Genomic DNA, 14,924 nt, shown 5'->3' with positions numbered 1-14,924 from the left:
TCTATCACGGCTCGGACGGAGGCGGGGCTTCCCTTCGAGCGCCGCCCAGGGAGCGCTCGGACGGCCTGCAGCTGTCCAGTCGTGACGCCGAGCGCTGGAGACGGTAAGACCCCGGACGTGATGGATGACCTAGAGACCTTCAAGAAGCTTCCTCTCGGCGGCCTCGATCGCCGCGCGCTCGTGGGCTCGCTGGCCGAGCACGGCGCCCGCGTGGCGACCGAGCAGCTCGCGGCGCACCGCGCCCGTATCAGCCCGGCGGGCGCGCGCATCGCGCCGGACACGGCGGTGCTGATCCTGGGCGGCTCGAACGGCATGACCCGGGCGCTCGCCCTGCAGCTGCTCTTCGGGGAGCGGGCCGCGGTCTTCGCCGTGCACTTCGACAGCGAGAAGATGCAGATCGGCCCGCACCACGTGAAGGCGATCTCGGACGCGGCGGCGGCCGAGGGGCTCACCGCGCGCTTCTGGAACAACGACGCCACGAGGCCGCAGGTGATCGACGAGGTCGTCGCCGCGCTGAAGGAGCGGTATCGGGCGGTGCACCTCGTGAACGGCATCGCGGCCGGCGCGATGAAGCGGTACGCGGAGCACGGGCCGACGAAGGTGAAGGACCTCGACGTCGCGTTCGATCCGGTGCTCCAGATCCCTGATTTCTCGCGCCCGGAGAACATCCGCAAGCTCGGCCTCGTCGAGGTGGACGTCGCGAACGACGCGGACATCGAGCGCACCAACAAGTTCATGGGCACGTCGTCGCTCCTGTGGGTCGAGCCGCTCGCCGCGGCGGGGCTCATCGCGAAGGGCGAGAGCGTGGTGTCCTTCTGCGACTACGACTACCCGAGCGACGATCCGGTCTACGCGATGGGCCCGCTCGCCGGCGCGAAGATCCTCCAGCGCAAGACGATGGCGGAGATCCGGGAGCGGTTCGGGGCGAAGACGGCGCGCATCTGCTATCCGGCCCTGGCCACGACGGCGCTCGGGGCGATCCCCGGCGGGCTGCTGATGTACGGGCTCAGCACGCAGATCTTGAAGGAGCGCGGGCAGTTCAAGGACGTCATCGATCTCGCGGGCGAGACGATGGAGATCTGGCGTCCGGGCTGGGACGGGAGCGATCTGCGGGTGGACGCGGCCTACCAGGCGTGTCTGCCGGAGTTCAACAAGCGCAAGGAGCAGATCGGCCCGAAGGACGTCCCCGGCGCGTTCCGGCAGCTGTTCGCGTGAGCCGTTGCGCGCGGGGCCTCGGCTCCGCGCGCCGCGCTTCACGGCCGGCCGCGCTGCGCGCGCGGCCGGCGGACCGCTCTACCCTTCGGCCCGCGCGACCTCGGGCTCCAGCCGGGCGACTTGGACCTTGTCGGACATCCGGATGATCCCCACCCAGGCAAGCACGCGGATGACCTGATAGGCCGGGTCGATCTCGAACCACCGCACCGCGAAGTTCGGGCTCATCGCGTACTTGTGGTGGTTGTTCTGGAAGAGCTCTCCGAGCGTCACGAGATCGAGGGCGAGCGTGTTGCGGGAGTCGTCGTCGCTGTCGAAGTTGCGGTAGCCGTAGCGGTGGCCGCACCAGTTCACGATCGCCCCGTGCAGCGGGCCCATGGTCCAGTGGAGCGGGAGGAACAGGAACTGCCACCAGTGCGAGGCGAAGGCCACGTAGAAGAGCACGTAGCCGGTGCCCCACGCGAGCCGGCCGATCCACGCGTTGCCGATGCGGTCGAGCGTGGGCCACTGGGGGTAGCCGCCGAGGAACCGCGGCTCCACGTTGGCCGTGCTGGCGTAGATCTCGTCGTAGCGGTGCGCTGTGTCCAGCATCATCCGGACGACATTCGAGTAGTACCGCGGCGAGTGCGGATCCTTCGGCGTGTCGCTGTACGCGTGGTGCATGCGGTGCAAAATCGCGTAAACCCAGGGGACGAGGTACGACGAGCCCTGCGTGAGGTACGTGAGGAAGTGGAAAATCCGCTCCCATGGCTTCGACATCGTGAACATCCGATGCGAGGCGTACCGGTGCAGGAAGAAGGTCTGGAAAAAGACCGAGAGCGTAGAGTGGGCGATGAGGACGATCGCGATCTCCATGTTCGCGTCCTAACCCGGGGGCGCGCGGCAGGGGGTCAGCTCACGGTCACGATTCCGTAACGGGCGCCGGGTCCGCGCGGCCTCGGGTCGCCTCTATCTTCGCGGGATTCCGCGGGAATCCCCGTGATTGTCCGTGATGAACCGACTCCGTTCATGCTAACAGCGGTGTCGTGAAGGCCGTGATCATCGGGGCGGGCCGGGGCAGCCGGCTGCGTCACCTGACCGAAGAGCTGCCGAAGACGCTGGTCCCGATCCTCGGGCGCCCGATGCTCGACGGCATCCTCGAGGCGCTCGCCGCGGGCGGCTTCCGGCGGTCGGATATCGTGTTCGTCTGCGGCTACAAGGCCGACGTCATCCGGGCCGCCTACCCGGATCTGACGTACGTCGAGAACCGCGACTGGGAGCAGAACAACATCCTTCTCTCGCTCCTCTGCGCGCGCGAGCACCTCGAGGGCGGCTTCGTCTCGACGTACGCCGACATCGTCTACCGGCCCGAGATCGTGGCGGGGCTGGTCCGCTCCCCGCACGACATCGCGCTCGCGTGCGACACGGACTGGCGGCGCCGCTACGTGGGCCGCTCGCAGCACCCCGAGACCGACGCCGAGAAGCTCCGCGCCGGCGGCGCCGGGGGGGATCGCGTCCTCCAGATCTCGCGCCGCATCCCTTCGGAGGCCGCGACCGGCGAGTTCATCGGGGTGATGAAGCTCTCGGCGCGGGGCGCCGGGCAGTTCCTGGCCGCCTTCGACGCCGCGCGCGACGCCTTCTCGGAGCGGCCGGAGTTCCGCGAGGGCCGCACGTTCCAGCGGGCGTACCTCATCGATCTGCTAGAGTACATGATCGAGTCCGGCGCCGACCTCCACAAGCTCGACACCCACGGCGGCTACATGGAGATCGACACCCTGGAAGACGCGTCGATGGCCGACGCGTGGTGGCGCGGCGCGCCCTGAGGCGCTGATCTGCTCTAGAGGGCGTCGGCGAAGGTCGCGCCCTGGGCGAGGAGGCCGGGGAGACCGCCGGTGTGCAGGAACAGCACCCGCTTGCCCGAGAGCTCGCCTCGCTCGGCCAGGTCCCAGAGCCCGGAGAACGCCTTGCCCGTGTACACGGGGTCGAGGACGAGGCCCGACAGCCGCGCCACCTGGAGGATCCGCGCGCGCTGCTCCGGCGTGGACACCCCGTAGGCAGGGCCCTTCGCCGCGTCGTCGATCACGAGGCGGGCGGGCGAGCCGAGGCGCGGCTCGAGCGCACGCGCGTCGTCCATGATCCCGACCACGATCCGCGCGAACGTCGCCCTGTCCTCGCAGACCGCCATCGCGCGCACCTCGCCGGCGACCTCGTAGCGGGCCGCGCCGAGCGCGGTGCCCGCCGCCGTCCCGCCGGAGCCGCACGCGTGCACGATGACGTCGAACGGCTTGCCCCCCGCGAGGCCGAGATCGAGCTGCTTCCGGATCTCCTCCATCGCGCGCACGTAGCCGAGCGCGCCGAGGCCGTTCGAGCCGCCCTCGGGGATCACGTACGGCCGGCCGCCCGCCGCGCGGATCTCGGCGGCCGCCTCGGCCATGAGGGCACCGCGCTCCCTGTACGCCTCGGGCGAGATCAGCCGGATCTCCGCGCCGGCGAGCCGGTCGAGCAGCACGTTGCCCTCGAGCGGCGCGGCCGCCGTCGGATCGCTCGTGCGCAGGAACAGCACCGAGCGCAGGCCGAGCGAGGCGCTCACCAGCGCGGTCGCGCGCGCGTGGTTCGACTGGAGGCCGCCGCAGGTGATGACGCAGCCTGCGCCCTCCTCGCGCGCGGCGGCGAGCAGGTACTCGAGCTTGCGGATCTTGTTGCCGGCCTCCGCGCCCGCCGTCATGTCGTCGCGCTTCACGTAGAGGTCGACGCCGAGCGCCTCGGCGAGCCGCTGCGGGCGCTGGATCGGTGTCGGAAGGTGGCTCAGCGCGAGTCGTTTGCGCATCGTTTCTCCCTGCTGTCTGCCAGGGGCGCCCGCTGCGGCGCGCGGGCGGGCGGCCCTCGCAACCGCCCTCTAGCACCCTGGGCGGCCCTCGTCTGCTGTGTCCCGCGCGGGCTCGACCGGGGGCCCGGCGCGCCCTGGCCAGCTCAGTGGATCACGCCCAGCTTGAGCGTGAGCAGGTACTGATCGGGGAGCTCGGCGCCCGCGGCGTCGTCGAAGGCGCCGCCGGGGAACAGGACCCCGGCCTCGGTGCCGAACTGGAGGGTGACGAGCCTGCCCATCGCGATGCGCGCGTCGACGCCGAGGTCCAGCTCGACGCCGAGATCGCGGCGGCGGCTGTCGCCGCCGTCGTAGTTGGCCAGGCTGCCGCCCGCCCGCGGGGCGCCGTAAGGATCGACCAGATCCGAGGTCGCCTCGGCGATGACCGCGCCCGCCTTGAGGTCGAGCCAGCGCGCCGGCCGCACGAGGACGCGCGGGTTCACGTAGGCGGCGCCGGGCACGCCCCCTTTGGACGGCAGCGACCTGATGCCTGGCTCGGGGGACGCGGCGAAGAGCTCCCGCTCGGCGATCGTGGCGGCGCGCGCGGTCTTCCAGGCGAGCACCTCGTCGAACAGGAGGAGCCCGACGTTGTGGTTCGGGTCGAAGGTGAAGCGCCGCGAGACGCCGTCCGTCGGGTCGTCGTCGGCCGAGGCGTAGCCGGCCTCGATCTCCGTGACGACGCGCCCCCACCGCTCGGCTGGCCGCCCCCCGCGGCCCGCGACGTGCACCGCGCCGAGCGTCGCCGCGCCGCCGATCGAGCGCACCGCCACGGGCGAGCGCCCGAACCCGTGGCCGGAAGGCGGCGGGGGCCCGCTCGGGGCGAACGACGCCGCGCCGAGGATCACCGCGGCCTCGAGCTCGCCGTAGATGTGGGCGCCGCCCCCCGGCACCGGCGCGTTGAACTTGCCTGCGATGTCGAGGATGCCGGCCGTGAGCATCTCGTTGAACCGGGCCGAGCTCGTCTTCGCGCGGCGCTCGCGCGCCTGCCGCCGCATGGCGCCGTAGATCCCGATCTCGCCGTACCGCTCTCGCCAGAGCGCGGACACGACCGCCTGGAAAGCGCGATCGCCCTCACCTTCGTCCTGCCCCTCGACGTCGTTTCCGAGCAGGTCGGCCGCGTTGTCCTCGAACACGAGGTCGGCCGCGACGGTCACGTGGAGCGGCCCGCCCTTCCCCATCGGCGCGGCCGCGAAGAGGACGCGTTCCATGAGCGATCCGCGCTCGTGGTCGCCGAAGACGCTCGCGCGCTCGCCGTCGTTGACGACGAGCCCCATCCCCCAGTGCGCGCTCTGCTGGCCCACCCGGACGACGCCGAGCGCCCACGGCAGCTCCAGGTAGAGGGAGCGCGGGTGCACCTCGTACCACGCGAGGGCGGCGCGCGCGTCGCGCACCTGCTCGACGTCGCGCGTGGTGTCCCCGGCGATGAGCCCCCGGACGACGTCGATCTGCGCCACGATCGAGGCCTTGTCCTTGAAGTGGAAGCGCGGCGAGAGGCGCAGCCAGTGGGCGATGTACTGGCTCTGCCCGAGCGTCGCCGCGCCCGGCGCCGACAGGGGCGGCGCCCGGAGCGGCAGATCGCTCATGGCGCGGTAGCGGAGCTGGTACTCGCCCTGCAACGAGAACGTCGACCGGGTGGGATCCGGCGGCGGCGGCGGCTTGCGGCCGGTGTCGAGCACGAGCCGCTCCTCGAAGTCGTCGGCGGCCGGAGCGGCCGGCGCGGCTGGCGCGGCTGGTGGAGAGTCCTGCGTGGAGCTCGCTCCTTCGACGGGCTGAGCGGCGCTCGGCGAGGCGAGCGCGACAGCAAACGCAAGGGGGGCGAGGGTGACGAAGGCGAAGCGCATCGGAAGCAAGCAGCCGCTCACCAGCGCCCGGCCGGGAACGCGCGCCCGAAGGATAGGCGGTTCGATCCCCGCGGGGCACTGGATTCTTCCGCCAATGGCGCGCAGCTGGCTTTTCGCGGGGCATCCGCCGCTCTAGCGTGCGCCTTCGTGACCCTTTCCACGCCGAGCGCCGCCGCTGGTTCTCCTTCTTCGCCGCCTCCTCCGTCGGATCCGTCGCGTCCGTCGCGTCCGTCACGTCCGTCACGTCCGTCACGTCCGTTGCTCCTCGGTCGATCGCTCTCGCTCGCGGATCTCGAGGAGGTCGCGCGGCGCGGTCGTCCGGTGGCGATCTGCGCCGAGGCGCGCGAGCGGGCGGCGGCCTCGCGCCGGGCGATCGACGCGATCGCGGCGGCGGGCGACGCTGCGCCGGCGGTGTACGGGATCAACACCGGCTTCGGCGCGCTCGCGGAGACGCGCATCGCGGATCACGACATCCGGGCGCTCCAGCGCAACCTCGTGCGGAGCCACGCCTGCGGGGTCGGGCCGGAGCTCGGCGAGGCCGAGGTGCGCGCCATGATCGTCCTGCGCGCGCAGGTGATCGCGCTGGGGCACTCGGGGGTGCGCACGGAGGTGCTCGATCTGCTCGCCGCCCTGCTCGAGCGCCGCGTGAGCCCGCGCATCCCAGCGCAGGGGTCGGTCGGCGCGTCGGGCGATCTGGCGCCGCTCGCGCACCTCGCGCTGACGCTCATCGGCGAGGGGGAGGCGCGCTTCGAGGGGCAGCTCCTGCCGAGCGCGGTGGCGCTCGCGAAGGCCGGCCTCGCGCCGATCGAGCTGGCGGCGAAGGAGGGGCTCGCGCTGATCAACGGGACGCAGTACATGACCGCGCTCGGCGCGCTGGCGCTGCGGGACGCGGCCGCGCTGTGCACGGTCGCGGACATCGCCGGCGCGGTGAGCCTCGAGGCGCTGATGGGCTCGAAGCGCCCGTTCGACGAGCGGCTGATGCGCGTCCGCCCGCACCCGGGTCAGGCCGGCACGGCCGGCAACCTGCGCGCGCTGCTCGGGGGCAGCGAGATCATGCAGAGCCACGCGGACTGCCCCAGGGTGCAGGACGCCTACTCGCTCCGCTGCATGCCCCAGGTCCACGGCGCGACGCGCGACGCGGTCGCCTGGGCCGCGGAGGTGCTGACCCGCGAGGTCAACAGCGTCACGGACAACCCCACGGTGTTCCTCGGGGAGGGGCCGGATGGCGGCGCCGAGCTGATCTCGGGCGGCAACTTCCACGGGCAGCCGGTCGCGCTCGCCCTGGATCTCGCCGCGATGGCGGCGGCGGAGCTCGCGAACATCAGCGAGCGGCGGGTGGAGCAGCTGGTCAACCCCGCGCTCTCGACCGGGCTGACGCCGTTCCTGGCGCCGCACAGCGGGCTGCACTCGGGGTTCATGATCGCCCAGGTGGCGAGCGCCTCGCTGGTGAGCGAGAACAAGGTGCTCTGCCACCCGGCGAGCGTCGACTCGATCCCGTCGAGCGCCGGCCGCGAGGACCACGTGAGCATGGGCAGCATCAGCGCCCGAAAGCTCGCGCAGGTGATCGAGAACGTCCGGAGCTCGCTGGCGATCGAGCTCATCACGGCGGCCCAGGGCGTCGACCAGCGGCTCCCGCTCCGCCCCAGCGCGGGCGTCGCCGCCGCCCACGCCGCCATCCGCCGCGTGGTGCCCGGGCTCACCGAGGACCGCCCCCTCTACCGCGACATCGCGGCGGCCGCGGAGCTCATCCAGAGCGGTGCGCTCATCGCCGCGGTGGAGGAGGCGGTGGGGCCGCTCAACTGATTATTTCTGTTACCAAAGTTACATCCGAGACGATTTAGAGGAAATCTTACGCGAGATAAGGGAATGCGATCGGTCCATTGCGGGGCGAGTTGCTGTACATTGGCTCAGTGCCGATTCCGGTCAGCGTCCCGCCGTTTCCCTTCGATGCCGTGCGGGATCTGCTCGGGGTGGTGCGGACGATCTACGCGGCGGCGAAGGAGGGGGGGTCGTCGCGGGAGGAGCTCGCTCGCATCGCGCAGGTGGGCAAGGAGCTGAGCCGGGCGCTGGATCTGGCCGGGTCGCCCCAGCAGGGGGCGTCGGGGCTGTCGGCGGCGTGGAAGGTGGCGGACAGGGCGATGCTCCAGGTGAACGACCTGGTGGATCCGCTCACCCCGGCGGCGCCGCTCCTGATGGCGGCCCGGAGCCGGGTGACCGGGAGCCGGCTGACGCTGCGGAGCAAGCCGCAGGGGCGGTAGGCGGCTGGAGCGCGGTTCTCCGAACGATGCGGAGAACTGCCGTCTTGCCAGGAGCGGGAGAGGGACAGTGCCGGCCAGCGTCCTTCCGTGGCCTACTGTGGGGCTGGAATCGTCAGCTGCGACCGAAGAACCTGCGGCCACGCGACCGCTCGGCGTCGCGCCGGATGCCCTGCATCACCACGCGGATGAGCTCACGGTTGTAGGCGCGCCTGTCGTGGCGCTTGTGCTCGGGAAGCTTGACGCCCAGAGCGTGAGCAAGACGTTCTACGTTCTCTACCTTCGCCTCGCGCAGACAGTCGATGTCCAGATCCATGTAATGGCGCTCCCCCTTACTCGAACCCAAGAGCCTTGTCGAGCCCAGAGGAGCGGAGGCGAGCGGGTTCTTGTCTTTCATCGCACTGCCACAGGGTTCCATCAACCCGTGACGGGCACGCGGCGTCCAGGGCAAGTCGGCGCGGCGATCATCGGACCGTGTGAGCTGACATGGCCGGAGCGCAGGGTGTAGCCGCCGGCCATGGGCCCGCGGACGGTCGGAGACGACGGGACAGTCCGGCTCAGAAGGAAAAGCCCAACGTAGCGAGAACGGTCAGCACGCCGGCGGAGCCTGCCAGCGGTGCGATGTACGTGGCGCCTGTGGACCGGTCCATCGTCCATGCCTGCCGGCCAGGCCCTTCTGGCCGGGCCCTCCTCGCAGCGAGCTGCTCGGGTACGACCGCTGCTCTCGTCGAAGAGCATGACCCTGCCGACGAGCACCTCCCCTGCCTGGTAGCCCCGCCCGGACTCGAACCGGGACGCCCGCGAGGGCCGCGGATTTTAAATCCACCGCGTCTGCCATTTCGCCACGGGGCCAAGATGCTGATATTACTTTGATTTTTACTTTTTGGGACCCGCGTTCTCCCTCTTCTGTGCGGTTTCCCGTGCCGTTTCCGGCGAGCTCGGGGATCGCCTGGGCGAGGGAAGCTAGCTCGCCAAGGCCCAGCTCTGCAAACGTCCTGGCGGCTCGGCGGGTTCTCTGGATCATCCCGCTCGATCGATGGCCAGTTCTGTCGGCCACCCAGGTCTCGCTGCGGCCGTTCGCCAGGGCGACCGTGATGAAGGTTGAGCGCGTGTCGTGGGCGCGGACCTGCAGCACCCGAGCGCGCGGGTCGTTCGTCTTGTTCTTCTCGAGGCGCAGCGCGCCGCGATCGAGGTCGACGTCCTGCACCTGGAGGCGCGCTGCCTCGCTGATGCGCGGGCCCTCGCGGTTCAGAAAGCCCCAGAGGACGCGCCACCACAGCGGGATCGCCGAGTAGGCCAGCAGGCGCGCGTCCCCGTCGGGGTAGAGACAGGCCTTCGCCTTCGCGGGGCCGAGCTTCGGGAGGAAGCCGCGGGGGAGCGCATTCATCGCGACGAGACGGCACGGGAAGCCGGCGATCGGGCAGATGTGGCGGTCGAGCGATAGACGTCCTGCTCCACGCTGCGCTTTGGCTTGACGTGGTCGGGGTACATGCGAGCGAGCTCGCCCGAGGTCCAGAGCTGGCCGAACTGCTGGAGGGTGACCTGCTTCGGTACCGAGCTGACGCCGGGAACGACCTTCGCTTGCGCGCCGCCCTTGCAGATGACGTCGACCGCCGTGATGACGTCGCGGAGCGCCCTGCCCTCGTGTACCGCGGCACGCTCCAGTAGGGCGACGATCGCGTCGCGCGTGACGTTTCGCGAAGCGCGCAGCCGCACAGCCAGGTCGGCGACGAGCTCCTTGCGCTGCTCGGCCTGCTCCTCGGTCAGCTTGGGGTCGAGAGGGAAGCTCTCCCGGTCCTTGTCGCCGACGAGGACGCAGGCGTAGACCCGACCGGCGTCGTTGCGGAAGAGCGACCCGGTGGGCTTGCGGGGCATGGCGCCCCGTCTTCTACCGCGATTCGCGGCCGCGCTCACGCCTGCGGTGGCCGCCAGCGTGGGGGGGAGCGCGAGGCCGACCTCATGGAGCCTCACCGCCATGCCGGCGGGACCGTGCTCGGGCATCTTTCGCCCTGCGCGCCGCGAGCGCAGGGACGGCGTCGAGCTTCGTCTTGAGCCAGGCGATGAACACCGCATCTCGGCTGTACGCTCCCAGCGGTACCCGGCCTCGGGCAGCACCGCCGGTCATCCGGCCAATACGGCGAACGCATCAAACAGGTTCGCGGTCCGCTGCATTGGGTAGATAGCTGGAGTCCAGAAACAAGCGGCGGCGACGAGCAGGGCCACCACGGAGCGGTGAATTCAGTCTTTTTCCTTTGAAAGAGACGGCGCGCTGACAGGCGCACTGCGGCCATAGGACATCTGTCGCAGGAGCACCTCTGCCGGGCCGCGGTGGCCCGCGCGGCGCATCCGGTCGGCCAGCAGGATCGACACGATCCAGAGGGCGACGGCGACCGCGCAGCTGGCGGTGAAGCCCAGGTCATCTCTCAGGTCCAGGGTGAACGGGTAGAACAGCGCGAGCCACACAGCCGACTGGAACAGGTAGAACGTCAACGACCGCCGACCCAGCGCGGCGAGGGCCGCAGTCAGGCGCCCAGGGTCACATCCGATCCTGATCGAGACGAGCCCGGCGGCGGCGGCCATGCCGATGCCGCCAGCGTATCCAGTCATGGCGTGTGCGCCGGCGACCGTCCAGGTCATGGTCGTCGTCCACGCGCCGGTCAGCTGCAGGGCCATGGGAAGCCGGCCGATGACGGAGACCGCCATGCAGATCACGGTGACCCGCGACAGCATCGCCGCATGGCGCTCGGGCTCGTCGAGGATACGGCGTCTGGCGGCCCAGACGCCCGGCAGCATGGCCGGCACCACCACGATGGTGGACACGGCCGTCTTCAGCGGCCAGAACGGAAGCTCGGCGAGGACGTGGGCAACATAATCGGGGGCCATGAGCGCCGCCAGGGTCATGGGAATGCCCATGGCCGCGGTGGTCTGTGCGGTGACGCTCTGCCATGTGAGCACGAGCGTCGCGGGGACGAGCGTGAGGACGCTGGTCCACCAGAGGACCGAGTCCCGGGCCCGGACCATCGGCGCGAGCAGGAGCAGCGTCAGCCCGTAGACAGCGACGATGTCGAGCGGCACGAGCAGAGCCCCGTGCGCGAAGCCGATGGCGATCAGCCCGAGGCTCCGGCGCCGCAGCAGCTTGCGAATCGAGGTCCAGTCGCCGCCCCGAGCGAGCTGCCGCTCGGTCAGCTGCCCCAGCGCGTAGCCGAAGAGGAACACGAACATCGCGCGAGCCTGGTTCTCGGCGAAGAGCGATCTCACGAGCTTGGCGATGATGTTGAGATCGGCGGGTCCGAGGTCCCAATTGCTGACGAACGCCGGCGCATGCGCCAGGGCGATCAGCAGCAACATGAAGCCGCGGGCCAGGTCCGGCGCCAGGGATCGACGGGTGACGTCGGCAGGCGTTTGGGCGCTTCTGGCAAGGTCCATGAACATCACCCGCATGCGCGGGGTGCACGGCTGCGCCGTCCCGCGAAACGGGCGCACACGCCGGCTCCTCGCCGTGGCTCGTTGAACGGTCACGAAAGCTACGTTGCGTTTCATGTGCAGTCAACGGCGAAGCAATGGACTCATCGCTCCGCGCTGCGAATTCATGACTGCTATTGCAATGGCCTTGTGGATGAATGCAACGATTGGGCGATCGACCGTTGCAATGTGCTGATTGTGAATGCACACTGGCCTCGACCATCGATCAACAGGAGCGGGCGAGGATGCCGGGAGGCAGGCTGAGCGACGAGGACCGCCGGCACATCGCATCGGGGCTGGCCGAGAGGCTCGGGTACGCCGAGATCGCGAGGCGGCTGGGCAGGCCGACGTCGACCATCAGCCGGGAGGTGGCCCGCAACGGCGGGCCCGGCGGCTACCGGGCGGACCACGCCCACGAGGCCACCGGGCGGCGCGCGCGCCGGCGCAGGCCGGCCTCGCCGCCCGGTCTGCCGGTCGCCGCCGGTGCGGACGGGCGGGGCCCCGAGGCGGTGCGCGCCTTCGTCGAGCAGTTCGCGGCGCTGATGGTCCAGACCGGGCTTCCACGGATGGCAGGCCGGGTGCTCGCCTCGCTGTACACCGCGGACTCCGGGGCTCTGACGGCCGCCGAGCTGGTCAAGCGTTTGCGGGTCAGCCCCGCGTCGGTCTCCAAGGCCATCGGTTATCTCGAAGGGCTCGAGGTGGTCCGGCGTGAACGCGGCCCCCGGCGGGGCGAGCGCTACGTCATCGACGATGACGTCTGGGAGCGGGCGTGGACGACGAGCGCTCGCTCGCACGAGATGTGGGCAGATGCCGCGCGGCGGGGAGCCGGGATCCTCGGTCCCGTCACGCCCGCCGGAGTCCGGCTGAACCGCATGGGCAGGTTCTTCCGACGCCTTGGCGACGACATGGCCGGCGGCCCCGCCGCGCCCGCCGCCGGTGACGCGCTGACGGTGCTGGCCGCGCTCGTGCACGCGAGCGCGCCGGTGACCGTCGAGCAACTGGCCACCGCGCTCGGCTGGCCCGCGGACCGTGTAACGAGCGCCCTGCACGACGCCGAACAACACCCGGACGTCATCGATCCGGTCGCCCTCCGGCGCACCGCGCCCGGCACCTACGCCGTCACCGCCAGACTCGACCGGCTCACCACGGCACAGCGTGAGGCCCTCAGCCACCTCGTGTAGAACCGAGTGGCGTAGAGGTGGCCGGTGTTCCCTGGACGCGGACGTCTCTGGACGAGACGCCGAGTATCGAGGCAGCCGCCGGACGTGACCGCAGCTATTCGGCTTCGGCGAAGCGAAGCGCCTCGTGGGCCTCGCCGCTCGGCCCCCTCACCAGGTCGCGTTCGGTGACCTGCATGCTGTCTTGGAGCCTCTGCGCTGCACAGCGATCCGCGCCGGAGGTGTGATGGCCGAGAGCAGACGCGTCTGGCGCGACCGGGTGGCGCGCTGGCACGAGAGCGGGCAGTCCGCCCGCGTGTTCGCGGAGCGCGAGGGGGTCAACGCAGGCACGCTCTACTCCTGGAGCCGCCGGCTGGGGATGAAGCGGAGCGAGTACCGGCAGCGCTCGGAGAAGGCGACGCTGCCCGCGTTGCTGCCTGCGGTGGTCGCCCCGTCGAGCGCTACAGCGTGCTCGCCGGACACGGCGCTGGAGATCGTGTTTCCGGACGGGGCGGTCGTGCGCGTGCCACCGACGTTCGATGAGGATACGCTGGCGCGTGTCGTTCGCGCACTCGGAGGCGTGCGATGAGCCCGGGCCGCGTCTCGATCTACGTCGCCACCGGAGCCGCTCGACTTGCGCCGCCCGCCTCGGGATCTCTCTGCCGCCTGCCTCGGCGGCGCGCGCTTTTTACTGCGTGGTGGAGACGGATGGAGTCCTCCGCAACGAGGAGTTGATAGACGCGCTTGCGACGATTCGCGTGCTCCTTGACCCGTCGATGACTCCATGGGGCATCGCTGCTCATTCAGCAGGGGAACGTGAGGCATTGCCACAAGGCGGTTCCCGTCTCCGGATTCAGCGCGCACGTGCAGCCCACGGAGGTGCTGCCGGGCGCCTTGGGGCACTCGAGGCCGACGTGCTCCGGACACGCCGTGCCGTCCAGCATGAGCCGCCCGACCCGCCGGCGCCGCTGGAGCTTGGCGTCATGCCCGCGCCGCTGGAACCGCCCGCCGCGCCCGCGCCGCCCGCACCTCCCGCGCCGTCGGAGCCGCCCGCTGCGCCAGCGCCGCTCGTCGTTTCACCGCTGAGATTCGAGGATCCGCAGGCCGCTGAAACACTCAACGCAAGGAGGAGAAGCCAGGAGCGCATGCCCCTACCGTAGCAAGCGGAGCGTTCCTCTCCGAATGCAGCGTGTGTTGCTACCCAGACGACCCAGGTCGCCGAACCGCGCTCACCGCGCACCAGGTCGCCGGACCTGCCCGGGAGCGGGCGCGAGGGCGCGGCGGAGGTGATCGGTGAAGGCGCGCACCTTCGGCAGGACGTGGCGGGTCGGGAGCGATACGACCGAGATCGCGACCGCATCGCACGCGGTGTCCGGGAGCACTTCGACGAGCTTCCGCGCCTTGCCCGCGCGCGCCAGCATGAAGTCGCAGAGCCACGCGAGGCCGGCGCCCTCGAGCGCCAGCTCGATCAGCGCCTCGCCGTCGTCGACGACGAGGCGCCGCGTGGGCGCGATCTCGCGCACCTTCACGCCGTCGCGGAGGCGCCACGGGATGAGCCGGCCGTGCAGCGCGTACCCGAGGCGCACGTGGCGCTCGAGGTCGTCGACCGTGCGAGGCCGGCCGTGCTCGCGCAGGTAGCCGGGCGCGCCGCAGACGAGCATCCGAGAGCGGCCGACCGGGCGTGCGATCAGACCCGAGTCCGGCAGCGTGCCCAGCCGGACCGCGACGTCGATCCGCTCCGACGCGAGATCGGCGGGGTCGTCGCGCAGCACGAGCTCGACGTCGACGTCGGGGTAGCGCTCGGCGAAGCGAGCGAGCACCGGCACGATCACGTGACGGCCGATCACCGTCGGCGCCTCCACGCGGAGGAGCCCGGCCGGTCGATCGCGCAGACCCGAGGTGGCGCGCTGCGCGTCGTCGAGCTCGCGCAGCGCGGCGCGGGCGCGCTCGAAGAACGCGCGCCCTTCGTCGGAGAGCGTCACCGCGCGCGTGGTGCGGTGGAAGAGCCGCACGCCGACCTCACCCTCGAGCTGCGTGATGCGGCGGCTGACCGCGGACGGCGTGACGCGCAGCCGGCGCGCGGCGAGCGTGAAGCTCCCGAGCTCCGCGGCCTCGACGAACGCTTCGATCGCTGCGAGCCGGTCCATGTCGCACC

At 71.1% G+C, this 14,924-nt stretch carries 13 protein-coding genes and 1 tRNA gene; 6 read left to right on the top strand and 8 right to left on the bottom strand.

Features of this window, described 5'->3' with window-relative positions:
- The first annotated feature begins 120 nt into the window (after positions 1-120).
- Positions 121-1,215: a hypothetical protein gene (locus tag ACSRUE_RS17835; protein WP_437765406.1), complete on the top strand. Its 1,095-nt coding sequence runs from the start codon at positions 121-123 to the stop codon at positions 1,213-1,215.
- Positions 1,216-1,293: 78 nt separating this feature from the next.
- On the opposite strand, the gene ACSRUE_RS17830 is transcribed toward ACSRUE_RS17835, so the two are convergent.
- A complete protein-coding gene (locus ACSRUE_RS17830) occupies positions 1,294-2,067 on the bottom strand; it encodes an acyl-CoA desaturase (protein ID WP_437765405.1) in 774 nt (257 codons plus the stop codon).
- A gap of 170 nt (positions 2,068-2,237) precedes the next feature.
- Between ACSRUE_RS17830 and ACSRUE_RS17825 the strand changes: the two genes are divergently transcribed.
- Entirely contained in the window at positions 2,238-3,014 is a 777-nt protein-coding gene (locus ACSRUE_RS17825) for an NTP transferase domain-containing protein (protein ID WP_441292028.1), read from the top strand.
- 14 nt (positions 3,015-3,028) lie between these two features.
- Here the strand turns inward: ACSRUE_RS17825 and ACSRUE_RS17820 are convergent, their stop codons facing one another.
- Both ACSRUE_RS17820 and ACSRUE_RS17815 read right to left on the bottom strand, forming a co-directional pair.
- Positions 3,029-4,018, bottom strand: a complete 990-nt coding sequence (locus ACSRUE_RS17820) for a D-cysteine desulfhydrase family protein (protein WP_441292027.1) — start codon at positions 4,016-4,018, stop codon at positions 3,029-3,031.
- A gap of 143 nt (positions 4,019-4,161) precedes the next feature.
- Complete coding sequence (locus tag ACSRUE_RS17815; RefSeq protein WP_441292026.1) at positions 4,162-5,895, bottom strand: hypothetical protein; 1,734 nt, start codon at positions 5,893-5,895, stop codon at positions 4,162-4,164.
- A gap of 258 nt (positions 5,896-6,153) precedes the next feature.
- Between ACSRUE_RS17815 and hutH the strand changes: the two genes are divergently transcribed.
- Both hutH and ACSRUE_RS17805 read left to right on the top strand, forming a co-directional pair.
- The gene (hutH, locus tag ACSRUE_RS17810) at positions 6,154-7,698 is read left to right on the top strand and encodes a histidine ammonia-lyase (RefSeq protein WP_441292025.1); all 1,545 of its coding nucleotides are present in this window, start codon (positions 6,154-6,156) and stop codon (positions 7,696-7,698) included.
- 107 nt (positions 7,699-7,805) lie between these two features.
- The gene (locus tag ACSRUE_RS17805) at positions 7,806-8,153 is read left to right on the top strand and encodes a hypothetical protein (protein ID WP_231864341.1); all 348 of its coding nucleotides are present in this window, start codon (positions 7,806-7,808) and stop codon (positions 8,151-8,153) included.
- Positions 8,154-8,265: 112 nt separating this feature from the next.
- Here ACSRUE_RS17805 and ACSRUE_RS17800 read toward each other — a convergent pair whose 3' ends face one another.
- From ACSRUE_RS17800 to ACSRUE_RS17785, 4 genes are all read right to left on the bottom strand, one after another.
- Positions 8,266-8,547 carry a hypothetical protein gene (locus ACSRUE_RS17800; protein ID WP_437765400.1) on the bottom strand — a complete coding sequence of 94 codons (282 nt, stop codon included), beginning with the start codon at positions 8,545-8,547 and terminating at the stop codon, positions 8,266-8,268.
- A 369-nt stretch (positions 8,548-8,916) separates the two neighbouring features.
- Positions 8,917-9,002 (bottom strand) — tRNA-Leu (locus tag ACSRUE_RS17795).
- 531 nt (positions 9,003-9,533) lie between these two features.
- Positions 9,534-10,025 carry a hypothetical protein gene (locus ACSRUE_RS17790; RefSeq protein ID WP_441292024.1) on the bottom strand — a complete coding sequence of 164 codons (492 nt, stop codon included), beginning with the start codon at positions 10,023-10,025 and terminating at the stop codon, positions 9,534-9,536.
- A gap of 363 nt (positions 10,026-10,388) precedes the next feature.
- A complete protein-coding gene (locus ACSRUE_RS17785) occupies positions 10,389-11,633 on the bottom strand; it encodes a DUF418 domain-containing protein (RefSeq protein ID WP_441292023.1) in 1,245 nt (414 codons plus the stop codon).
- 224 nt (positions 11,634-11,857) lie between these two features.
- On the opposite strand from ACSRUE_RS17785, the gene ACSRUE_RS17780 reads away from it, so the two are divergent.
- The gene (locus ACSRUE_RS17780) at positions 11,858-12,793 is read left to right on the top strand and encodes a MarR family transcriptional regulator (protein WP_441293101.1); all 936 of its coding nucleotides are present in this window, start codon (positions 11,858-11,860) and stop codon (positions 12,791-12,793) included.
- A 223-nt stretch (positions 12,794-13,016) separates the two neighbouring features.
- On the top strand, positions 13,017-13,358 hold the full coding sequence (tnpA, locus tag ACSRUE_RS17775) for an IS66 family insertion sequence element accessory protein TnpA (RefSeq protein WP_441292022.1): 342 nt from the start codon (positions 13,017-13,019) through the stop codon (positions 13,356-13,358).
- A 640-nt stretch (positions 13,359-13,998) separates the two neighbouring features.
- Here tnpA and ACSRUE_RS17770 read toward each other — a convergent pair.
- Complete coding sequence (locus ACSRUE_RS17770) at positions 13,999-14,916, bottom strand: LysR substrate-binding domain-containing protein (RefSeq protein ID WP_441292021.1); 918 nt, start codon at positions 14,914-14,916, stop codon at positions 13,999-14,001.
- Positions 14,917-14,924: the final 8 nt, after the last annotated feature.

The organism is Sorangium sp. KYC3313 (assembly GCF_052075895.1).
Classification (GTDB): domain Bacteria; phylum Myxococcota_A; class Polyangia; order Polyangiales; family Polyangiaceae; genus Sorangium; species Sorangium cellulosum_B.
This window is presented reverse-complemented; position numbering and strand designations above follow the sequence as displayed.